We start from the raw sequence: 21,239 nt of genomic DNA, 5'->3' as shown, positions 1-21,239 counted from the left end.
ATATATGCTTGTACAGCATCATCTAGAACTTTTAGGGATAAGGAGATATTGGTCAAAACTGTGAAACTTTGCATACATGCTAATGACTAAAAAAACAAGCTTGATCAACGATGTTGACCAAGCTTGTTATTCTACTCAGTTTCATCTTCTGCTTCTGCATCTTCAGCCTGTTCATTTTCTCCGCTGCTTGGCTGTTTGGGACTTTCAAGCTTTACAATTAATTGATCATTCTCTTTTACAGTCTCATTTTCCGATAAATTTTGAGAAACAACATAGCCGTTTCCTTTTATCTTAAGGTCAAGGTCAAGGAAATTAGCGAGCTTCATGACATCCCGGGATGACCAGCCTTTAATGTCTGGCATCGTGACTTTGCCATCTGTCTGCAAAAACACACGTTCATTGACAATCATGTTTGTGCCTGCTTCTGGATATTGAGCAACAATTTCATTTCCAGATCCAAGAATAAGCGGCTGAACATTATTTGATTTCAGCAGTTTTTCTGCTGATGCTGAATCTTCACCGATAAAGGACGGCACTTCTGCGCCAATTTCAGTTTCTGTTTTCTTAGGCTGTTCCAGAGCTTCCTCAGAAGGCTGGATTTTCAAATACTGCAAGCTGTTTTTCATTACGGTATTAAAAATGGATGATACAGGCATGGAGCCTGTTTCTGTGTCTTTCAGCTCAGGCTGCTGGACAGCTATATAAACAAGCAGTTCTGGATCTTCTTTCGGCGCCATTCCTAAGAATGAAAAAATGTAGTTATCCCGGCCGGTTAAATATTTCCCGTCACTTCCTGCTATTTGTGCCGTTCCTGTCTTTCCGGCAACTTCATACCCTTCAATCTGATATGGTCTGCCGGTGCCTTTTTCCGAACTGACAACTGTTTCTAAAATGTCCAGCACTTCTTTTGACGTTTTTTCAGAAATAGGTGTGCCTGCAACTTCAGGCTTATTTTGTTTCACCACTTTGTCATGATCAACATCAACAATTTTATCGATAATATAAGGCTTCATCATTTTTCCGCCGTTTGCGATTGCAGTGGCTGCCTGAACCTGCTGAATCGGCGTCACAGTTGAACCTTGGCCAAATGCAGTCGTAACTTTTTCAATATCATACTTATAATTAAACTTTCCATTCGCTTCGTTTGGCAGATCAATTCCGGTCTTTTCATTTAATCCGAACTTGTTCATATACTGCATGAATCGATCTGGGCCAAGCTTTTCCTTCGCAAGGATGGCCATCGCTACATTTGATGAACGCTGCACACCTTCTAAGAAGGAAATCGTTCCCCAGCCTGTTTTATTATGATCGCGAATTCTTCCGCCTTCCACATTATATGCACCTGACTGATACAACTCATTGCGGTTAAATACGCCTTCTTCAATGGCAGCTGCAAGCGTGAAAATTTTCATCGTCGAGCCTGGCTCAAATGGATAGGCAACGGCATCATTGTAATAATTGTTGATATCGCGGACATTCGGATCAAAGCTTGGGCGCTGTCCCATTGCAAGAATCTTCCCTGTCTTAGGATCTGCCACAATTCCGATAATCTTCTCAGGTTCATATTCTTCTGCCGCTTCATTCATTGCATCTTCAAGGAATGTTTGAACCTTTTGGTCAAGCGTCAGATATACTTTATCACCGTTATCAGGTGCTACTATTTTTTCTTCTCCATTCGGGAGCTTAAACCCTTGTTTATCTCCCTCATATACTTTGTAGCCATCTTTTTCTTGAAGATATTTATCAAGACTTTTCTCAATTCCAAACATGCCTACCGTTTTATTCGATTCTTCGTCTCTTTGGGCATACCCGATTATATGTGAGGCGAATGTGCCATTTGGGTAATACCGGTGGGTGTCTCTGATAAATCCGATACCCGGAAGATTCATTTTCTCAATCTTCACTTTTAATGAATGGCTAATGTTTCTTCCGGCAGAACCAAATTCCACCTGAAAAGCATCCTTCGATAATATGTCGCTGACTTCACTCTCTTCCATATCAAGCAATGGAGCAAGTTTTTCAGCTGTTTCTTCCGGTTCAATTACATGCTTTGGTTTTTTGGGGCTTGTCGTCATGCTGTCATCAAGAACCGCAACCAAAGTATACGTTGACGTATCTTGGGCAATCACTTCTCCTCTTCTGTCCAAAATAGAGCCTCGATTCGCCTCAATGCCGCGCTTACGTTCATATTGCTCTTGAGCGCGGGCCGCAAGGATTTCCCCGTTAACTTCACCTGTTGTCTGTAAATACAGGAATCTGATGATTAAGACAAAAAAGAGCAATGCAAATATTAAAGTTAATATTGCTGCTCCTCTGTTCATATTGATATTTTTTGGCTGTGTCATGTTTATTCATTAACAACTTTCACGTTATTATGGTTAAGTGTTAATCCAAGCTCTTTAGCTTTTGCCCAGATGCGTTCGTATGTGCTTAATTCTTTTACTTGAACAGTTAAGTCAGAATTAATTCTTTGCTGATCCTGTATTTTCGCCTCAATCTTCTGAATCTCAATATTCGACTGATAAACGGTTACGCTGTTCGATACGATTTGGACGGCTGCAAATAAGAGGACAGATAAAAAAGCGACGATAAGCACTTTTTCCCCTACTGTTATGGTTGGTCTTCTTGTAATAACGACCGTTTGCTGCTGCTCGGGCATTTGTTTATGCTGCTCTTGCCTCTGCTGCTGTAATTTCACTGCTAAATTACTCATGAACACAACCCCCTCTGATTTTTTTGGGCTTTCTTTATAGTTTTTCTAGGATTCTAAGTTTAGCTGATCTTGCGCGATTGTTTTCTTCTAGCTCTTCGTCTGATGGCACGATCGGTTTTCTTGTGATCAGTTTCACTTTCGGTTTAAATTCATCCGGTATAACCGGCAAGTTTGGAGGCAGTTCAGGTAATGCAGCGGCTTGCTTAAAAGCTGTCTTGCAGATTCTGTCCTCTAATGAATGGAACGTTATGACGCTGACTCTTCCGCCGGGTTTGATTAGATCGACAGCTTGTCCAATTGCTTCTTCAAATACTTTCAGTTCATCATTTACCGCAATTCGGATCGCCTGAAAAATCCGTTTGGCTGGGTGCCCGCCTTTTCTTCTTGCTGGAGCAGGAATCGCATCTTTAATTAATTCCACGAGCTCTCCTGTAGTTTGGATCGGCTGTTTTTCTCTAGCTGCTTCTATTTTTCTCGCTACCTGCTTTGAGAATTTTTCTTCTCCGTAACGGAAGAAAATTTTGACCAGTTCTTCATATGTCCAGTGATTCACTACATCAAAAGCGGATATGCTGGCATGCTGATCCATTCTCATATCAAGAGGTGCATCGTGATGATAGCTGAAGCCTCTCTCAGGTGTATCTAATTGCGGCGATGATACGCCAAGGTCAAACAAAATGCCGTCAACCTCAGTAACACCTAATTCTTCCAGTTCTTCTTTCAAATATCTGAAATTGCTTTTTATAAATGTAACCTGTCCCGCATAGTCTGCAAGCAGTTCTTTTGCATGCGTGAGGGCTGCATCATCCTGATCAAAAGCGAAGAGGTGGCCATCTTTAGACAGCTTGGACAGCAGATAAGAGCTGTGCCCTGCTCCCCCTAAAGTGCAGTCTACATATACACCGTCTTCTTTAATGTTTAATCCGTCTACCGTTTCATGCAATAATACTGTTTTATGTTGAAACATTGCTGTTACCACCTTTATCAGAGTCGATTGTTTTGGATGTTTAAATATGATGTTGGAATGTCTTATTACTCATTGTTTGCACAAGAGACCATTATATATCAAAACCAATCATATTTTCAGCAATTTCGGCAAATGAATCTTCTTGTTCAGTCACATATGTATCCCAAATTGCTTTATCCCATAACTCGATCCGATTTGATACTCCAATAACAACACATTCTTTTTCAAGCTTTGCATATTGCAAAAGCGGTGCAGCTAAATTAATGCGGCCTTGCTTGTCGAGCTCGCATTCAACAGCCCCAGAAAAGAAAAACCGAGTGAATGCACGTGCGTCTTTTTTTGTTAACGGGAGAGCTTTAAGCTTATCTTCGATCAATTTCCACTCGCTCATTGGATAACCGAACAAACATTGATCAAGTCCTCTTGTGATGACGAAAGTTTCTCCGAGCTCTTCCCGGAACTTGGCAGGAACGATCATGCGGCCTTTTGCATCAATCGTATGATGATATTCACCCATGAACATGTCCGTCGCCCCACTTTCTTTCTCTCAGTCACCACTTCCCCCCACTTCTCCCCACCTCCTATTCTACACGTTCTTTTCATAAAAAAAAACCCTGTATTCCACAGGATTTCAGAAAATCGTTATTTATATTTTGACAATTTTATGATGATTGTTAAAAGAATAGCGAAGCTGCACGATTTCGTCTAAAAAATTTGGACCATATTTATTCAGATAGTAGTAAATATTCCACGTTCTCTCCTGAAAACCGTCATTTGGCTTGAGAGATTTCCCGATTCTTGAGAATTTATCCATTTCCACCCGATGTTTTTGTTGAATCTTCTTGTCGATGTGAGATTCCAATAAATCCAGCTGAGCCTGAATAAAATACGCATTTTTCATTAAAAATGGCTCTAAACTTTTGTCAAATGAGAGAGCTGACTCCCGCAGTTCACGGTGAATCTGTTCGAATTGCTTTTTTGTCTCCTCAATTTTAGGCGACATTTGAGAAGGTTCTTTTTTTGATACCCACTCTTTCCGTGCTTGTTCCACACCTCTTGTAAAGACATCTTCAATCTCGATCTCTACATCCTGCATATCTGTTTCAATGGATCTTTCCAATAATGTGATATTCAGTCTAGGTACGACAGGAGGCATTTCAAAATCTAAAACCTGAAAGACTCTTTTCAATTCCGCCCAATAAGCAAGCTCCCCAGGACCGGCAATAAACGCCAGAGTCGGCAGAATACACTCCTGCATTAGCGGCCTTGTTACAACATTGTTGCTCAGCCTTTCAGGAGTTTGTTCGGCAAAGTGCCTCATCTCCTCTTCAGTAAAAGTTAAATTTTCTTCTACTGAATATGTTTTATCTTTTGCACGATGAAGCAAAGAACGTTCATTATTTTCATGATGATAAAAAAGATTTGCACTTGTCACTTCTGTTTCAATGATCGGCTGATAGCCAACTGATCTCATAAACTCCTGCTGTGCAAGAAGCGCCTCTGAGATTTCTTCATTTTTTCTGATAAACTGCTGAAAAAATACAGATTCCATCTTCCTTAAGTCAGGGTCAGAGGAGTTCATGATGACAAGTCCGTACCCAGAAAACATTTCATATGTCAGCTTTTCAAAAAATTGAGTATAGGTTTTTGATGTACTTAATGTTTGTTTGAGGCTTTCCATCAGCGTGTTTGTATAATCTGTTTCACCGTACGTTTCAAAAATAGAGCAAATCCAATTCCAGCATTCTGTCTGATCCAGCTCTTTATAAAAAACAGGAACTTTCTCAGATTGCGTATGCTTGATCGCTTTCTTTTTTATGACTTGATTTTGCGATACTAACAAATGATTAATTTCAGCAAAATCATGGTCCTCGCCTGCAACCCAGAAAATCGGGATAACAGGAACAGAAAGCTTTTCTTCCTGCTGCTTTGAAAGCACGAGAATGGAAATAATCTTATGTATTGTATAGAGTGGGCCTGTCAGTAAACCTGCCTGCTGTCCGCCCACTATAACAAGGCTGTCAGGCTGTTTTAGCCGTTTAATGTTATTGGTCACTGTGTGATTTTCAGGAAAGTGTTTCTGATGATAGGATAAAAGATAATCAGATAATTCTTCCCGCGCAAACGTTCTATTTTTTAAATCGTTCATTCTCTTTTCATAGACATCATCATTTGTAATCTGATAATCAAAGTAGTCCACCGTATTTAGCCTTGCATGAACCAAATCTTCCACAAGGCGGTTCGTGTGGCGAAGGGAGAGTTCAGTAATCTCCATTTATGTACTTCCTTTCCGGGTTATGTAAGCTTCCGAGAAGAGTATAGCATTTATTGATGCGAAAATAAAAAAAGTTTGCCTGCAATCTTACAGATATTCAAGGATTCCGGAAATGATTCCATATATAGTAAGAAACGTCGAGATCGGCAGCAAAAGCAAAAAAGAGAACCGCCAGCATTTTTTAAATGCAATTGATAATGTAATGGACGATTGCGATCGGATCAGGATAAGCAGACCTGTAAACACGATGAAGAGGCAGACGAAAAATAACCCGCTGTAAAAAGCAGTTTGCGATAATATTAGCAGTTTGAAATAAATTGAGAATATTAATAAAACCACAGCAATGTCTGCTGCAAGCAGCAAGGCTCTTTTTTTGCTGTTTGTCATTACAAGCAATAACAGAAAAAGAAGAAAAAAACTTAACAGCGGAAGTGAAACTGCAAAAGCAAAAATGCTGACAATAAAATCGATCACAATCATCCTTCCATTCCCCTAATGGCTTGATATAAGAAATGAAGAACAGGAACTTCAAGCTTCTCTGTTTTTGCCTGATTGATTAAGTAGCCAATGATTCCATCAATTTCTGTCATTCTGCCTTCTTCTATGTCTTTTAGCATAGATGAACGATTTTGAGCCGTGTTCCTGCATATGGCCATAACATGCTCCCATTCTTCTTGTCCTTTCTCAAGAGACAATACTTTCATTGCCTCATGAAATACACTCTCTGCCATTTTGTTAAACATGGGATTTGAGGCAAGCTCGCCATTAGGAACCCGCAATAAAGCAGTCAGGGGATTAATGCAAGCATTCACAAGCAGTTTCTGCGACATCATATACTTCCAGTCTCCTATATATTCAAATGGAAAATGATCCATTTGCATCTTCAGGACAGGCAGCTCATTTAATCTTTCACCCGGAAACAACGGGCTGACCTTAATGCATCCGAACCCTGTATGCTTAACGGTGTTGTCACTCAGTTTTAATGCACCATGCTCCACAATGCCCACAAATACCCGATGTGCTGAAAGGGTTTGAAGCAAAGGGATATGAGACATGCCATTTTGCAGAAAAAGAACCGTTTTAGGCGGACTTTTTTTCAAGGCATTCAAAATGTCCTCCAGCTGATATTGTTTGACTGTTACAATTAAAAGCGGTTCTGTATAAGCTGGTTTATCTTCAGCTCTAAGATGTAAAGATATGCTCTCTTGATTGCCTTTGACTAAACTTATTCCTCCAGCATTGATAAGCTCTGCCTGCTCTTTGCGCCTTGTATAAAGCGTTACTTCATGGTTCTTGCTTAAATATGCGGCACTTAGTAAGCCTACTGCTCCTGAACCGATAATTCCAATCTTCATAAGCTAATCCCACCGTTTTCCCTTAATTCTATTATCATACCAAATATATGTAGTATTTCCCATATTTAATAAAGCTGGAATAAAAAAGCCGCCCGTGATATATGCTTACATTCTGATTGAATGGCTGCACGGATTTCACTTTTTGTGATTTTTAAGGCACCATTTTCCGATATTGGGTCGTGGATTTTGCCATATCTTGGTTAAGGGTACGCTTCGGCTGGGATTGCTGAGATATTGGTTGGCGAACCAAATATGTTTTAGCCCACCTGAAGAGTTTTAGTACTTCGCTGAAAGCTTTTGGGAACTCTAGGAGCAGCCTGGTTTTTTCATTTTCTCAATAAGAAAAGCCAGCTCTTTAAAAGCTGGCTTTATTTGCTGAATTATACCGGATAAACCGGATGCTTCCGTTCGCTGAATGAAAGCTGTTTTGTTTCATATAAAGAGAAGCGGGAAATTAGTTCTTCTCTAAGCTCATCTGCAGAAACAATGTCGTCTACAATCATTTCAGATGCAAGCTTATAAATATCAATGTTTTCTTTATACTCCTGCTGTTTTTGAAGGACGAATTTCATTCTCTCCTTCGGATCTTCGATTTCATTGATTTTATTTGAATAAATCGCATTAACAGCAGCTTCGGGACCCATAACAGCTATTTGAGCTGTAGGAAGAGCAATGACGCAATCCGTTTCAAAAGCCGGTCCTGCCATGGCATATAGTCCTGCACCATATGCTTTTCTCACGATAACGGAGATTTTTGGAACCGTAGCGGAGCTCATGGCAGCGATCATCTTAGCGCCATGACGGATAATTCCCGCTCTTTCTACCTTAGTGCCAATCATGAAGCCCGGCACATCCGCAAGGAATAATAACGGGATATGAAACGCATCCGCAAGCTGCATAAACTTCGCTGCTTTGTCAGCTGAATCTACAAATAAAACGCCGCCTTTCACTCGCGGCTGATTTGCAATGACTGCAACAGCCTTCCCGTTCATCCGGGCAAAACCTGTGATAATTTCAGGTGCGAATAAGCGTTTGATTTCAAAGAAGCTTCCCGCGTCTATGAGAGAGTCGATGCACTCATACATATCAAATGGCGCATTCTGATTTTCCGGAACAATTTCAGACAGCCTTCTGCCCTGCTTCGGAGCAGCTGGTTCTGCAGGCATTGGGGCATGCTGATAATTTTGCGGAAAATAAGTTAAGTATCGTCTCGCCTCTAATATGGCTTCATCTTCTGTCTTTACAAGGACATCTCCGCAGCCGCTTACAGAGCAGTGCATTCTGGCTCCGCCCATTTCTTCAAGCGAAACTTTTTCGCCAATGACTTTCTCTGCCATGCGGGGTGATCCCAAATACATGGAGGCGTTCCCTTCGACCATTATAACAATGTCACAAAAAGCCGGGATATATGCTCCGCCTGCTGCTGAAGGACCAAACAGAAGACAGATTTGCGGAATCATGCCTGACAATTTAACCTGGTTATAAAAGATTCTCCCTGCGCCGCGGCGATTTGGGAACATATCAATCTGGTCCGTTATTCTCGCTCCGGCTGAGTCCACCAGATAAAGCAATGGGACTTTCAATTTTTCAGCAGTCTCTTGGATGCGGATGATTTTTTCAACCGTTCTTGCTCCCCATGAGCCCGCTTTAATTGTAGAATCATTTGCCATTACGCAAACGGTTTGGTTATTTATTTTTCCGATTGCAGTAACTACGCCGTCAGATGGAAGATCGCCTGCCTGGTTATTGGCGAACTTCCCATCCTCTGTGTATTGTCCATTATCAAATAGACGGTTAAGTCTTTCTCTTACAAACAATTTACCCTGCTGCTGAAGCTTTTCGTGATATTTAGGCTGACCGCCAGCTTCAATTTCTGCTGTTTTTTCTTTCAGGATTTTGACCAGCTCATCCGTTTTCAACATTGGAAATACCTCCTTTTTTAAGCTTTTAAAATGATTAATACATCGCCTTCATTAACGAAATCGCCGGATTCAGCTTTAACTACCTCCACAACGCCGTTCTCAGGGCTGTCTAAAGGTATTTCCATTTTCATTGATTCGAGCATGATCACATCTTGTCCAGCCGTTACTTCGTCCCCTGCTGCCACTAATACATTTAATACTGTTCCTGCCATACTTGCTTTTATTTCGATCATGTTATAAATCCTCCATTCTTGGTGTGGTGAAACAAACTCATTATTTTACTGGCTCTAAATTAAGCGAAAACCGCTGTTTGCAGAAAAGATGTGCTGTATCTTCCCTGATTAAATTGTTCATTCGACAAAATATTGATGAATAATGGAAGGTTCGTTTTAATTCCTTCGATTTTCATTTCATTTAAAAAGGTCCGTGCTTTTTCAATGGTTTCTTCGCGGCTTTCGCCATTTACAATGATTTTTGCCACGAGCGGGTCATAATAGGGTGTAACCGTGTTCCCTTCTGCATAGGCACAATCCATAATAACCCCATCTGTCTCATTAAATGTAAACGCTTTAATTAATCCGGGTGACGGAATGAACTTCACAGGATCCTCGGCATATAGTCTAAATTGAATAGAATGTCCTTTTTTCGAAATTTCATCTTGAGAAAAAGGAAGCTCAGCTCCTGCTGCAGTCCGAATTTGAAGTTCAACAAGATCAAGTCCTGTGACACCTTCTGTCACCCTGTGTTCTACTTGCAGCCTAGTATTCATTTCAAGAAAATAAAAGTTTTCTTTATCATCAACAATAAACTCAATCGTTCCTGCGTTTATGTATCCTACATGCTTTGCTGCCGCAACAGCTGCTTCACACATCTTAGCCCTTGTCTCCCCGGATAAGTGCGGAGAAGGAGATTCTTCAACCACTTTTTGGTTTCTGCGCTGAACAGAGCAGTCACGCTCGAACATGTGAACAACATTTCCATGATGATCTCCAAATAATTGAATTTCAATGTGCCTTGCATCAGCAATAAATTTTTCTATAAAAACTTCATCGTTTCCGAAGTATGCTTTTGCTCTTGTTTTTGTAGAGGCAAAACATTTCATAAGGGCCGCTTCATTGTCGCACCGCTGCATGCCGATCCCGCCTCCGCCTCCGCTTGCTTTAAGCATAACCGGGTAGCCGATTTCTGCTGCAAACGAACAGGCTTCTTCGATCGTAGATAAGCCCGTAACACTGCCGGGCACAACAGGTACGAAAGCTTCCTTCATCGTTTTTCTTGCTGCTACTTTATCTCCCATTAAAGCCATTGTTTCGGAACTCGGACCAATAAACTTGATACCCTTTTCTTCCGCTGCCTGAGCAAACTCCGTATTTTCAGATAAGAATCCATATCCTGGGTGGATGCCATCCACTTGTTCCCGGACAGCAATATTTAAAATTTCATCCTTTAATAAATAGGATTTCGAGACAGCAGCTTCACCTATTCTAAAGGCATAGTCTGCTTCTTTAACAAATGGCAAATCAGCATCAGCATCAGAAAAAATGACGACTGTTTCAATCCCCATTTTTTTGCATGTTTTGATAATCCGAAGCGCAATTTCTCCCCGGTTTGCAATTAAAATCTTCTTCAATTTCTTCCCTCCCAAGGTGTAAAAGAATATCCCCACAGAGTACATTTCTTCATAAACTTTAAATTTCCTTCTTTAAAAATGAAAACGCTCACTAAACTCTTTTCTAATCTTTTCTTCGTGGTATAATAAATGTAAGTTTTAAAATTTTATTAAGATTTTGTATTCTTATCTTAAACCTGTATGATATACAACGATCAGAGGCTGCAAGGGGGAGAAACAATGTTTAAGGTAGAAAAATTGCTTATTAATTATAAGACATTAGAGGAATTCAAAAAATTTAAAGAATACGGACTGCAGGAGCTGTCCATGCTTGATGATCTTCAGGATAACATCATAGAAAATGATAGTAATTCGCCATTCTACGGCATTTACTTCGGCGATAAATTAGTTGCCCGTATGAGTCTGTACCGGGTCGATAAAAAGTTCGACGAATATTTTGATCCAAAACAGGATTACCTGGAATTATGGAAGCTTGAAGTGCTTCCTGATTATAAACGAAAAGGCTATGGTACGGCACTTGTTGAATACGCGAAGTCTTACGGTGTTCCAATCAAAACCAATCCAAGAATAAAGTCAGGTGAATTCTGGTCGAGAATGGGTTTTGAGTCCGTCACTTATGACATGGAGCGGGATAAGGGAGAAAATCCTCTTGTCTGGTATCCTGAAGGCGTTTCCGAACAAAAAGGCGAATCTGCGTAAAAATATCCTTTCAATAAAATAAAAGAATGACCGCATCTGCGGTCATTCTTTTATTTTTCAGCTCTTTCCAGATTCCCATTTCGGTCTACTTGAAACTTAACCTTGCGGCTGCGCTCATCGTCTCTCAGAACAGCCATATTTCTTGCGCGTTCCATCATTTCAATCAGCATCATATAATCTTCCTCTACAATCTTCAAATTGCTGTGGATGGTTTCTTTTTCAGCTTGGAGCTTTTCGATTTGCTGCTCCAGATTAATTATTTTTTTAATGAGGCTTTCATTTTCACTTTTTAAGTCTGCAGCACTTCCAGAATTTTCATAGTTTTTCAAAAATGAAATCACTTCATGAAAAGTCAGGGGTACGCCTGCTTCAGGCTGTGATTCGTTTTCAAAAGAGGGCTGAGAAGGTTCAGCTGATTCTTCAGTTTCTTGTTTGCGGATTTTTTTTCGCTGTGCTTTTGCCATTTCAATCGCTGATTTGTATTGTTTTCTTACATAGGAATTCCATCGAAAACCGCATGCAGCAGCCGTTCTTGATAACTTTTTCCCTACTTCTTCGAATGCAGCAAGCTGTGTTCCGCCTTCCCGGATCTGCCTGAGAACAATTTCAGCGAGCATCAAATCCTCATCCTGAGTCCAAGCATCCTGACGTGTAGTAGTCATTTTCTAATCCCCCTAATACGCATTTTTTACATACATATGCGCCTGCTAGAATAGATAGACTATCGAACGTGACAGAAATCCCAGGGTTACAAGCTGTTTTTTACTGTCTATTTTTGGAAGAATTGCCTTACAGCACAAAGATGGTCTTCACCTGTCCATAGCTCTGCACACTTTGCAATTTCTTCCTGCATTCGTTCTTTCAGGCCGGAACGGACCCATTTATTAATCTGAACTCTTTTATACCCTCGTATCACATCAGGATAAGGAATAAGAGACTTTCTTATAAAATCCAAAGCATCTGCTTCAAATGTTTCAGAATGAAAAACGTTCGAAGCGAATCCGAGTTCTTTTGCCTTTTCTGCATTAATTATTTGTCCGCTTGTGAGCATGTACAGGGCTGAATCATGCTGCATTTTTTCAAATAGCATTGTGCTTCCGCCCCACCCAGTTGTAATCGCTTGATTTCCCTGAATAAACCCAAGCGAAGCCTCTTCATTCACTAATCTGAAATCAGCAGAAGCTGCTATTTCCATCCCTCCTCCTACAGCCGTACCATTAATCAAAGCGAATGTCGGTACAGGAAGAGTCATGATTCTGTATAATAGATCCCCCATTTTCGAAAGCATATGCAGCGCTTCTTCAGCAGTCGTGATATTTCCGAAAACAGAAAGATCACCGCCTGAACAAAACGCCTTTCTGCCGCTTCCGGTTATCGTTGCCGCAATCAGTCTTTCATTGTCTTCTGCCACTCCAAGAATCGCTTCTAATTCGTTCATCACATCATAATCAATTGCATTTCGTCGTTCCGGACGGTTAATTTTGATCTCTAATATCCCGTTTCTCTCGCTTGCTAATACTTTCCCCACTTTTATCCCCCTAATAGAACAAGATGAATATCTTTTATTTTATAGAAAGGACCGGCCAAGCACTAGAACATCTTTATATTTCATAAAAAAAACGCAAGGATCAGAGATCCTTGCGTTTTTAATGAAGTTATTATTTGCTAACAACTTCTTTTCCTTTGTATGTTCCACATTCTTTACATACACGGTGAGCTAATTTAACTTCACCACAGTTTGGGCATGCTACCATACCAGGCACTTGCAATTTGAAGTGTGTACGACGTAGTCTTTTTCTTGTTTTAGAAGTTCTTCTAAAAGGTACAGCCATTATTCCCACCTCCTTACAGAGTTTCATTAAAACTTTGTGTTTAAAACAGCCTATATATAAGTGCTAAACAATAGCATTAGCTGTCTTGATCATCGAAGAATTTCGATAAGCCGGCAAGTCTCGGGTCAATCTTGTTTTTGTTATCTTCTTCAGAGATAACTTTCCAATCTTTTCCCTCTTGCGGGGCAGCCTGATCATTTTCTTCAACAGAATCGCTAAAAACCTGCATTGGTACTTCCAAAAGTATGTTTTCTTTAATAACAGGTATTAAGTCAACGATATCTTCTTGAACGTGATGGACATCTTCCTCCATCTCGAAGTCTGCATTCGGTTTTAATAAAAACGTTTCCGTTGTATGAATTTCGAACGGGAATGGAACATCCACTAGCGTTCTTGCACAAGGGAGAATCAGCGTGCCAGTCAGCGTCAAATGAAAAGTTGCTTTAGAAGAGCCCAGATCTGCTCTGCCTTTTACTGAAACAGGTGAAATTTCACGTATTTCAGAAAGCGCGCCTTTCATATCTGTTAATTGGACGGTTTCATCAATTTGCAGTCCCTTGTTTTGCAGTTGGTTCAGTTGATTAATAGACCATTTCATATGGTATCACCTCAAGGCAACAAAGGTAATTATAGCTTTCGCAATAATATTTGTCAATATTTTTTCTTTACAGTGTTTAGTATACATGAATATTGTTTTAATGCAAAATGTTCAAGCTGTTTTTTAAGGTCTTTCATCCATATTTTTTTACAGAAACTTGACTTCATGCTCTGCACGTTTCATGATTTAATTAGAAAAAATGAAAAGAAAGTACCAGGGAGGGATGTTTTTGAAATCAGTTGGGTTAGTAGTTGAATACAATCCGTTCCATAATGGCCATCGCTATCACCTTCAGGCTTCAAAGGAAAAAGCAGAGGCTGATGCAGTCATCGCCGTAATGAGCGGTCATTTTTTGCAGCGGGGCGAGCCTGCGCTTGTCTCAAAATGGAGCCGTGCTAAAATGGCCCTGCAGCAGGGAGCTGATCTTGTCATTGAACTTCCATATGCATTTGCGACCCAAAAAGCAGAAATCTTCGCAGAAGGCGCCATTTCCATATTGGAAGCATTAAAATGCGATTCGGTTTGCTTTGGCAGTGAGAATGGAGACATCTCCCCTTTTCTTGAAACGGCTGAAACACTTGAAGAACTTGATTCAGACTATCAGGATGCTATTAAGTATTATATGAAACAAGGGATAAGTTATCCAAGCGCTCAGACAAAAGCCTATCAATCACTGAATACAGGCGGGCATACGCTTGATTTATCTTTGCCGAATAATATTCTCGGGTATCAATATGTAAAGGCCATTCAAAAACAGGGAGCTGCTATATCCCCCCTTACGATTAAACGTACAGCTGCCGGCTATCATGATGAAGAATTTAATGAAACCCCCATCGCAAGTGCAACAAGCATACGCAAGGCCATTTTCTCAGAAGAAAACAAAGATATCCAATCCTTTGTACCTGAAACCTCCTTGTATCATCTCAAGCAGTATAAAGATAATTTTGACACCTTTCATCAATGGGAGGATTACTTTGGATTCCTGAAGTATACAATCTGCACGATGACGCACGATGAACTGAAACAAATCTATGAAGTGGAAGAAGGCCTTGAAAATAGGATTAAATCTCTCATTCAGCAGGCTTCATCATTTAAAGATTTTATGGAGCAGCTGAAAACAAAACGGTACACGTGGACAAGGCTTCAGCGTCTTTGTCTTCATATTTTAACCAGAACAACCAAAGAGCAAATGAAGCTCGAGGAAGCAGCAGCCCCTTATTTGAGACTTCTCGGCATGTCTTCGCAGGGACGCACATATTTAAACCGTATAAAAAAAGCGGTTGATAAACCAATTGTTTCAACTTTGTCGGCATTCAGCCACCCGCTGCTTGATCTGGACATAAAAGCAGCTTCCGTATACGCCATGATTTTCCCTGAACCGATTCGTTCTCAGTTTATGCACAGCGAATATTCAACAAGACCTGTTCAATATGACGAAAAGGAAAAACTGTTTTTATAGGACGTACCAATAAAAAAGTGACTTCGCGATGAAGTCACTTTTTTTATTTCTCTTTTAATGTTTTAAGATAATCTACTGCGTCATCAAACGTATCAATCGGCACAATTTTCATATCCGTTTCGATATCTTTGGCAGTTGCAACTGCTTCTTTATAATTAGATGCAGCAATTCCGTTCTGATTCGGGGCGAAGAAGATTTCTGCCCCTGATTTGTCGGCAGCAACAATTTTCTGCGAGATCCCGCCTATTGGCCCGACAGTTCCATTTTCATCAATCGTACCGGTGCCTGCAATGTTATAGCCTTTTGTATAATCTTCTTTCGTAAGCTGATTATAAATTTCAAGAGTCATCATCAGGCCTGCAGAAGGACCGCCAATATTGTTTGTATCAAGCGAAATCTCAGGGTCGGTAATCAATTCTCTGTCTGTCACAAGAGATATACCGATCCCGACTTTCTTTTTGTTATCCGGAAATTCAGATGCTGTAATTTCGGTTTTGCCCTCTTTGCCATTGCGGTCATATGTAACATTGATCTTATCGCCTTTTTTCTTTTGGCCGACGTAGGCTATAAACTCTTCTGCTGTTTTAAATTCCTTCCCGTCGACTTTAAAAATACGGTCTCCTGCTTTAAGTTTGCCCTCTGATGGCATCCCATCTACAACTTGCATAACGTAGATTCCGTGAAACTTGTAATCCACTTTTTTGCCTGCCTTTTCATATGCTAAAGACACAGCAGATTCCTGAGAAGATTCCATCATATGCATTTGTCTATTTAGATAATCATCATCTGATTCACCTTCTTGAACGACATCTTCAAGCGGCAAAAGCTCATGGTAAGGAAGGATATTTGCAAGGGTGTAGGAGAAAATATTCGCCCTTCCAAATCCAACGGTTGTAAGCGAAAAGCTGCCTTCTTCCTCATAGCCGCCATCAACTTCAATGATCGGCTCGAGCTCTGTTGCCATGCCAGGCTTTGTTACGTAATAAGGGAGTTTAATAAAATTCAGGACCGCTGCTATGATCACTCCTATTAAAATGGCCCTGACTACTTTGTTATTCTTCATCTTGCTGTGACCCCTTCCAACTCTCTATCAGCTCTTTTATTTCGTTTACATGCTTTCTTGCTTCGTTTTCACCAATTTCAATGATTTCTTTTATGTTTTTAAATGCTCTTGAACTATATTGCTCTACATGCGGACGTATCATAATATCCGAGGCTATTTTGCGGTGATGTACAAGCTCATCCTGCATAATATCAAGGCTCTGCAGAATCACATCAAAAATAGACGTGATTTCTTCTGTCTTTTTCACATGCGAAACATCTACAGCAATGACAAGATCTGCACCCATCTCTTTTACAACCGAAACGGGAATCCTGTCGATCACTCCGCCGTCAATAAGGAGTTTTCCATCTATTTTTTCGGGAACAAAAATACCTGGAATGGCGATGCTTGCCCGTACGGCATCTGCAACCGGTCCTTTCGTAAAAACCACTTTTTTCCCTTCGTATAAGTCTGTTGCAACAATCGACAGCGGTATATCCAAGTCTTCAATATGCTTGCCTCTTGTAAACACTTTAATAAAGTCTTTTACCCGGTTTCCTGCAATAAAGCCCATTTTAGGCACCGTAAAATCCAAATAATATTTGCGTTTAAATAGTGTGGCAAGTTTATATAAATGATCAAATCCAAGCCCTGTTGCATAAAAACTGCCTACTAAAGCACCCATGCTGCTGCCGGCAATCATGCTGATCGGTATCCCCTCTTCACTAAGTACCTTCAATACTCCCAGATGAGCAAAACCTCGAGCTCCTCCAGATCCTAAGGCAAGACCAATTTTAGGTTCTCTCTTCAAAGAGATACCCTCCTCTAATGTCAATTCATCCGTTAGTCAATTCTATGGTCTAAAATGGTCCCCTATTCTCGTATATTGAACTATCAAAGAGTGTACAACCCTACAGGGAAGATTGACTATATTTTATCATTATCCGCTTTGAAAAGTATAGAAAGAAGCAAGAGGGGGCCGTATTTTGAACGCAGCTAAACTTAAAACACTCATGCTGGGATTATCAATGATCATCCTTGCATTTGCTATGATCATCAGCCCCAAAGTTTCTTTTACTGCTTCTAAAGCAGGGCTTGAGCTTTGGTGGGGTATCGTTTTCCCGTCTTTGCTGCCCTTTTTCATTCTTTCCCATCTGCTGATCGGTTTTGGAATTGTCAGGTTCATTGGTGTGCTTTTAGAGCCGGTCATGAGACCTCTTTTTAAAGTTCCTGGAATTGGAGGCTTTGTATGGGCAATGGGATGGGCATCAGGTTCACCTGCAGGCGCAAAGCTGACGGCAGAGATGCGGAAAAAAAATCAGCTCACTGCGCTTGAAGCTGAAAGACTTGTATCATTTACGAATTCTTCTAATCCATTATTTATTTTCGGAGCCGTTGCAATTGGATTTTTCAACAATCAGGCTCTTGGTCTGCTTCTGGCTGCTGCCCATTATTCCGGCAACTTGGCTGTGGGTTTAACCATGAGATTTCACGGAAGGGAACAGGCTGATCCTTCAAAAACCGGCTACAAGAGACCGTCCATAAGAGAAGCGTTCAGACAAATGCATCAGACGCGTATGGAAGACACAAGGCCAATTGGAAAAATGCTTGGCGATGCTGTTCTTTCCTCTATTCAAACGCTGCTGATGGTAGGAGGATTCATTATTTTATTTTCTGTTTTAAATAAACTATTATCCCTATTATCGATAACAGATTTCATCGCTATAGCCTTCTCCTTGCTGCTCGCGTTTTTTCAATTGTCTGCTGAACTCAGTATTCCGCTTGTATCAGGCATGTTTGAGATGACACTTGGAAGTCAGCTTGCAAGTGCGGCTAATGTCGACTTGCTCCAAAAAGCAATCGTAACAAGCTTTTTGCTCGGCTTCAGCGGTTTGTCCATACAGGCTCAGGTTGCAAGTATTCTTGCAGAGACGGATATCCGCTTTCAGCCGTTTTTCATCGCAAGAATTTTGCAGGGGGCCTATGCTGCATGCTTTGCATGGATCTTCTGGAAGCCTGTTTATTTGGAGCTGGCAACCTCAAACGTTTCTGTTCTGCCCGTTTTTCTCACAGAGGATACCCCCGTTCTTCTTGCGTCTATCTGGAGTCTTCTCACAGAAATTGGACCGATAATTACGATTGCCTCGTTGTTCATTTATGTTTTCATATATGCAGGGAGGGTTATTTCAAAGAATTAGCATATTGAGAATTGGAAGGCGCAGCACACAATAGTTTATCAACCGTTTTTCTAGATCTGCCAATTTAAATTTTTTTCCGCATATCAAAAAAAGTGACCCCATTAGACGCAATCTAGTCACGGGGTCACTCTTTTTTATCGGTTAAATTTCTGCTTCAGCGCTTTTTCAACTGATTTAGGAACAAGCTCCGAAATATCGCCGCGGTATTTGGCCACTTCTTTAACGATACTTGAGCTTAAAAATGAATATTGGTTGTTTGTCATCATGAATAACGTTTCTACATTGGCATCGAGCACCCTGTTCATGGAGGTGATCTGCATTTCATATTCAAAATCAGATACTGCCCGCAGACCTCTCAAAATCGTGCTGGCATTCTTGCTGTTAGCATACTCAATCAATAGACCCTTAAACGATTCTACCACAACATTCGGCATATCCTTTGTCACTTCCATTAAGAGTTCACAGCGTTCATCCACATTAAACAATGGGTTTTTCGACGAATTATTCAGCACACAAACATACACCTTATCAAATACTTTTGCTCCGCGTTTAATAATATCCAAATGTCCGTACGTCACAGGATCAAAACTTCCCGGACAAACAGCAATGCTTGCCATTTTACTCCCCCGTCCCTTGTTCATTATAAATATAGATGGACACTGCACTTATGCCGTATGATTCATAGCGTGTGAGTTTATAGGCGCCAATCTCATCCGGCAATGTTATGCCGGCATCATGTTCTGCCACAATTATGCCGCCGTCTTCCACTAAACGAAATGAATCAATCAATTCGATAAGCGCTTTCAATTTTTGTTGCTTGTACGGAGGATCCAAAAAGATGAGCTTAAAAGAGAGCTCTCTTTTCGCAATGGCTTTTAACGCTCTCTCCGCATCATTGCGGTAAACCTCTGCCTTATCCTGGAACTGGCAGGCTTCTAAATTTTTATGTATAGTTGCAACTGCTTTGGCTTCCCTGTCCACAAAAATGCATTTATCAATGCCTCTGCTTAAAGCTTCAATCCCAAGGCCGCCGCTTCCGCCAAACAAATCAACAGCAAGCCCGCCATTAAAATAGGGGCCTATAATATTAAAGATCGATTCTTTCACTTTATCTGTCGTTGGGCGTGTGGACATACCCGGCACTGCTTTCAAAGGCCGCCCTTTACAGCTTCCTGATACTACTCTCATCTTTCTCACCACTGTTATTTTGTCTTTGCTGCTAGAATTTAGCCTGTTTTATCGTATCATAGTGCGTGGGCAGAGACAATATGGAAAAGCTGTGCCCGCTGGTCTTGATTAATCGGCAAATAAAATTCACAGAAAAAGCCAGGCTGCCTTTTAAGGAGACTTTGTTTTCTTCTTGAAATCTGAATCCAACTCTCCATCTAAGATTTCATAGGAAAAAGCATGATAAATCCCTGATTCCTAAATGCTGGCGGCTCATGAGAGTCTTGTCATACCATTGAAAACTGTCCTGCTAGATGAAATGGTTTTGGAGTTTAACTCACTGAAAACAAGAAACCAATTCACAGGCAGCCAAACTAAAAAAACCCCGCAGGAAACCTGCAGGGTCCTTCTATTCCAAAAAAAGCGGACTTTTTTTGGGCAGAAGGCAAAGGGAGAGGAGAAACCGGAGGAAGAACTTATGGGGAAACGTAAGTCTTCTCCGCGGTTGGCAACAACATCTTCGATTCGATGTTGTTACTATACATTATCCACCAATAGAGTTCACACTATACATTTCTATAAACTTTTTTCCGGATAAAAATTAGGACATCATCTATCTAACTGAAATCAAACATGTTACATTATGATGAGAAAGAAAGAACAGGAGGAATTCAGTTTGATACAGCGCTTTATTGAGCTTGGAGCCGGCTATTCGGATCTGTATGAATTAATTGAAACCACACAGGCGAATGCTCATCGTGTTTCAAGATTTTTAATACTGAATACAACGATAAATGAAAGAAAAATGTCGTCTTTTGCAGTCACTATGAATCCTACAGACCCTGGACAATTCCAGGCTATTTATTTATGCCTTGAAGGCATTTCCTCAGGAAGCAGCAAACGCCGTGAATTATTTGAAGATCTCGCAAAAAAGCTTGAGAAATCGATTATAGAGCTGGATGTCAAATCCTCTAGTCAATTTGCCGAAAAAGAATTATATTTTCAATACTTGACTGGCATTCTCAGAATGAACCGGTATTTGCCGCCTTGGCAATAACGAAATGCGGAATCGGCCGGTTTGCAGGCAGACTGATAAGACTCTGTCAGTAAAGGCGCTTTTTACCTAGACTGGCAGATCTGTTCTGACCGAGTGGCTGGAAAGTGCAGCTGGACAATATGAAAAGTAAAATCTCATTATCCAATTTTATAAATTTATTAGCCATTTTTTAGTTATTTAAGATCAGCTTTTGACAATTAGCTGATTTACTTTCTTTTTAGACTGATTTTCTATTTTATTGCCGAAATTCTCCCTTAATAGCTATTCTTCTGCTCTTTTAAACTTCTCAAAACAACCATTTGAATACATGCAAAAAGCGCAATCC

22 protein-coding genes are annotated in these 21,239 nt (G+C 40.6%); 4 read left to right on the top strand and 18 right to left on the bottom strand.

Features of this window, described 5'->3' with window-relative positions:
• Positions 1-131 precede the first annotated feature (131 nt).
• From K8L98_RS10420 to K8L98_RS10375, 10 genes are all read right to left on the bottom strand, one after another.
• The gene (locus tag K8L98_RS10420; protein ID WP_223442076.1) at positions 132-2,345 is read right to left on the bottom strand and encodes a penicillin-binding protein; all 2,214 of its coding nucleotides are present in this window, start codon (positions 2,343-2,345) and stop codon (positions 132-134) included.
• Positions 2,346-2,347: 2 nt separating this feature from the next.
• Positions 2,348-2,713: a cell division protein FtsL gene (gene ftsL / locus K8L98_RS10415; RefSeq protein WP_223442074.1), complete on the bottom strand. Its 366-nt coding sequence runs from the start codon at positions 2,711-2,713 to the stop codon at positions 2,348-2,350.
• Between the two features lie 34 nt (positions 2,714-2,747).
• Positions 2,748-3,680 (bottom strand): 16S rRNA (cytosine(1402)-N(4))-methyltransferase RsmH, encoded by a 933-nt coding sequence (gene rsmH / locus K8L98_RS10410; RefSeq protein ID WP_223442072.1) that lies wholly within the window; start codon positions 3,678-3,680, stop codon positions 2,748-2,750.
• A 91-nt stretch (positions 3,681-3,771) separates the two neighbouring features.
• Positions 3,772-4,203 carry a division/cell wall cluster transcriptional repressor MraZ gene (gene mraZ / locus K8L98_RS10405; protein ID WP_133311264.1) on the bottom strand — a complete coding sequence of 144 codons (432 nt, stop codon included), beginning with the start codon at positions 4,201-4,203 and terminating at the stop codon, positions 3,772-3,774.
• Between the two features lie 123 nt (positions 4,204-4,326).
• Positions 4,327-5,955: a bacillithiol biosynthesis cysteine-adding enzyme BshC gene (gene bshC, locus K8L98_RS10400; protein WP_223442070.1), complete on the bottom strand. Its 1,629-nt coding sequence runs from the start codon at positions 5,953-5,955 to the stop codon at positions 4,327-4,329.
• 87 nt (positions 5,956-6,042) lie between these two features.
• Positions 6,043-6,435 carry a DUF3397 family protein gene (locus K8L98_RS10395; protein ID WP_223442067.1) on the bottom strand — a complete coding sequence of 131 codons (393 nt, stop codon included), beginning with the start codon at positions 6,433-6,435 and terminating at the stop codon, positions 6,043-6,045.
• Positions 6,432-7,310 (bottom strand): 2-dehydropantoate 2-reductase, encoded by an 879-nt coding sequence (locus K8L98_RS10390; RefSeq protein ID WP_223442064.1) that lies wholly within the window; start codon positions 7,308-7,310, stop codon positions 6,432-6,434. The genes K8L98_RS10395 and K8L98_RS10390 overlap by 4 nt, the downstream gene beginning before the upstream one ends.
• A 380-nt stretch (positions 7,311-7,690) precedes the next feature.
• Positions 7,691-9,232 carry an acyl-CoA carboxylase subunit beta gene (locus tag K8L98_RS10385; RefSeq protein WP_223442062.1) on the bottom strand — a complete coding sequence of 514 codons (1,542 nt, stop codon included), beginning with the start codon at positions 9,230-9,232 and terminating at the stop codon, positions 7,691-7,693.
• 17 nt (positions 9,233-9,249) lie between these two features.
• Entirely contained in the window at positions 9,250-9,465 is a 216-nt protein-coding gene (locus tag K8L98_RS10380) for a biotin/lipoyl-containing protein (protein ID WP_223442058.1), read from the bottom strand.
• 59 nt (positions 9,466-9,524) lie between these two features.
• On the bottom strand, positions 9,525-10,862 hold the full coding sequence (locus tag K8L98_RS10375; protein ID WP_223442055.1) for an acetyl-CoA carboxylase biotin carboxylase subunit: 1,338 nt from the start codon (positions 10,860-10,862) through the stop codon (positions 9,525-9,527).
• 219 nt (positions 10,863-11,081) lie between these two features.
• On the opposite strand from K8L98_RS10375, the gene K8L98_RS10370 reads away from it, so the two are divergent.
• Complete coding sequence (locus K8L98_RS10370; RefSeq protein WP_223442052.1) at positions 11,082-11,561, top strand: N-acetyltransferase; 480 nt, start codon at positions 11,082-11,084, stop codon at positions 11,559-11,561.
• A gap of 50 nt (positions 11,562-11,611) precedes the next feature.
• Here K8L98_RS10370 and K8L98_RS10365 read toward each other — a convergent pair whose 3' ends face one another.
• The 4 genes from K8L98_RS10365 to K8L98_RS10350 all read right to left on the bottom strand — a co-directional run bounded on the left by K8L98_RS10365 (position 11,612) and on the right by K8L98_RS10350 (position 13,991).
• Positions 11,612-12,223 carry an RsfA family transcriptional regulator gene (locus tag K8L98_RS10365; RefSeq protein ID WP_223442050.1) on the bottom strand — a complete coding sequence of 204 codons (612 nt, stop codon included), beginning with the start codon at positions 12,221-12,223 and terminating at the stop codon, positions 11,612-11,614.
• A 107-nt stretch (positions 12,224-12,330) separates the two neighbouring features.
• The gene (locus K8L98_RS10360; protein WP_223442047.1) at positions 12,331-13,089 is read right to left on the bottom strand and encodes an enoyl-CoA hydratase/isomerase family protein; all 759 of its coding nucleotides are present in this window, start codon (positions 13,087-13,089) and stop codon (positions 12,331-12,333) included.
• 130 nt (positions 13,090-13,219) lie between these two features.
• Positions 13,220-13,393, bottom strand: coding sequence for a 50S ribosomal protein L32 (gene rpmF, locus K8L98_RS10355; protein ID WP_029285043.1), 174 nt, complete (start codon positions 13,391-13,393; stop codon positions 13,220-13,222).
• A gap of 76 nt (positions 13,394-13,469) precedes the next feature.
• Positions 13,470-13,991 (bottom strand): YceD family protein, encoded by a 522-nt coding sequence (locus tag K8L98_RS10350; protein ID WP_223442044.1) that lies wholly within the window; start codon positions 13,989-13,991, stop codon positions 13,470-13,472.
• Positions 13,992-14,220: 229 nt separating this feature from the next.
• On the opposite strand from K8L98_RS10350, the gene K8L98_RS10345 reads away from it, so the two are divergent.
• A complete protein-coding gene (locus tag K8L98_RS10345; protein ID WP_223442041.1) occupies positions 14,221-15,450 on the top strand; it encodes a nucleotidyltransferase in 1,230 nt (409 codons plus the stop codon).
• Positions 15,451-15,493: 43 nt separating this feature from the next.
• Here K8L98_RS10345 and K8L98_RS10340 read toward each other — a convergent pair whose 3' ends face one another.
• On the bottom strand, positions 15,494-16,513 hold the full coding sequence (locus K8L98_RS10340) for a SepM family pheromone-processing serine protease (RefSeq protein WP_223442038.1): 1,020 nt from the start codon (positions 16,511-16,513) through the stop codon (positions 15,494-15,496).
• On the bottom strand, positions 16,503-17,303 hold the full coding sequence (locus K8L98_RS10335; RefSeq protein ID WP_373464609.1) for a patatin-like phospholipase family protein: 801 nt from the start codon (positions 17,301-17,303) through the stop codon (positions 16,503-16,505). Before K8L98_RS10335 ends, K8L98_RS10340 begins: the two co-directional genes overlap by 11 nt.
• A gap of 175 nt (positions 17,304-17,478) precedes the next feature.
• On the opposite strand from K8L98_RS10335, the gene ylbJ reads away from it, so the two are divergent.
• Positions 17,479-18,690 (top strand): sporulation integral membrane protein YlbJ, encoded by a 1,212-nt coding sequence (gene ylbJ, locus K8L98_RS10330; protein ID WP_223442035.1) that lies wholly within the window; start codon positions 17,479-17,481, stop codon positions 18,688-18,690.
• 134 nt (positions 18,691-18,824) lie between these two features.
• Here ylbJ and coaD read toward each other — a convergent pair whose 3' ends face one another.
• Together coaD and rsmD are read right to left on the bottom strand one after the other, a co-directional pair.
• The gene (gene coaD / locus K8L98_RS10325; RefSeq protein WP_223442033.1) at positions 18,825-19,307 is read right to left on the bottom strand and encodes a pantetheine-phosphate adenylyltransferase; all 483 of its coding nucleotides are present in this window, start codon (positions 19,305-19,307) and stop codon (positions 18,825-18,827) included.
• 1 nt (position 19,308) lies between these two features.
• Positions 19,309-19,878: a 16S rRNA (guanine(966)-N(2))-methyltransferase RsmD gene (gene rsmD, locus K8L98_RS10320; protein WP_223442031.1), complete on the bottom strand. Its 570-nt coding sequence runs from the start codon at positions 19,876-19,878 to the stop codon at positions 19,309-19,311.
• 655 nt (positions 19,879-20,533) lie between these two features.
• Here rsmD and K8L98_RS10315 point away from each other — a divergent pair.
• Positions 20,534-20,914 carry a DUF7147 family protein gene (locus tag K8L98_RS10315; RefSeq protein ID WP_223442030.1) on the top strand — a complete coding sequence of 127 codons (381 nt, stop codon included), beginning with the start codon at positions 20,534-20,536 and terminating at the stop codon, positions 20,912-20,914.
• The last annotated feature ends 325 nt before the right edge of the window (positions 20,915-21,239 follow it).

Source organism: Metabacillus dongyingensis, from assembly GCF_019933155.2.
In the GTDB taxonomy this organism is placed as follows: domain Bacteria; phylum Bacillota; class Bacilli; order Bacillales; family Bacillaceae; genus Bacillus_P; species Bacillus_P dongyingensis.
The sequence above is the reverse complement of the archived record's forward strand: the minus strand, read 5'-3'. Positions and strand labels throughout refer to the sequence as shown.

Bases quoted from the DNA above. Each gene is read 5' to 3' on its own strand.
- K8L98_RS10340 (WP_223442038.1), bottom strand. From the start codon at position 16,513: ATGAAGAATAACAAAGTAGTCAGGGCCATTTTAATAGGAGTGATCATA.
- K8L98_RS10390 (WP_223442064.1), bottom strand. From the start codon at position 7,310: ATGAAGATTGGAATTATCGGTTCAGGAGCAGTAGGCTTACTAAGTGCC.
- rsmD (WP_223442031.1), bottom strand. From the start codon at position 19,878: ATGAGAGTAGTATCAGGAAGCTGTAAAGGGCGGCCTTTGAAAGCAGTG.
- K8L98_RS10420 (WP_223442076.1), bottom strand. From the start codon at position 2,345: ATGACACAGCCAAAAAATATCAATATGAACAGAGGAGCAGCAATATTA.
- K8L98_RS10385 (WP_223442062.1), bottom strand. From the start codon at position 9,232: ATGTTGAAAACGGATGAGCTGGTCAAAATCCTGAAAGAAAAAACAGCA.
- bshC (WP_223442070.1), bottom strand. From the start codon at position 5,955: ATGGAGATTACTGAACTCTCCCTTCGCCACACGAACCGCCTTGTGGAA.
- K8L98_RS10395 (WP_223442067.1), bottom strand. From the start codon at position 6,435: ATGATTGTGATCGATTTTATTGTCAGCATTTTTGCTTTTGCAGTTTCA.
- ftsL (WP_223442074.1), bottom strand. From the start codon at position 2,713: ATGAGTAATTTAGCAGTGAAATTACAGCAGCAGAGGCAAGAGCAGCAT.
- K8L98_RS10380 (WP_223442058.1), bottom strand. From the start codon at position 9,465: ATGATCGAAATAAAAGCAAGTATGGCAGGAACAGTATTAAATGTATTA.
- mraZ (WP_133311264.1), bottom strand. From the start codon at position 4,203: ATGTTCATGGGTGAATATCATCATACGATTGATGCAAAAGGCCGCATG.
- rsmH (WP_223442072.1), bottom strand. From the start codon at position 3,680: ATGTTTCAACATAAAACAGTATTATTGCATGAAACGGTAGACGGATTA.
- rpmF (WP_029285043.1), bottom strand. From the start codon at position 13,393: ATGGCTGTACCTTTTAGAAGAACTTCTAAAACAAGAAAAAGACTACGT.
- K8L98_RS10350 (WP_223442044.1), bottom strand. From the start codon at position 13,991: ATGAAATGGTCTATTAATCAACTGAACCAACTGCAAAACAAGGGACTG.
- coaD (WP_223442033.1), bottom strand. From the start codon at position 19,307: ATGGCAAGCATTGCTGTTTGTCCGGGAAGTTTTGATCCTGTGACGTAC.
- K8L98_RS10370 (WP_223442052.1), top strand. From the start codon at position 11,082: ATGTTTAAGGTAGAAAAATTGCTTATTAATTATAAGACATTAGAGGAA.
- K8L98_RS10365 (WP_223442050.1), bottom strand. From the start codon at position 12,223: ATGACTACTACACGTCAGGATGCTTGGACTCAGGATGAGGATTTGATG.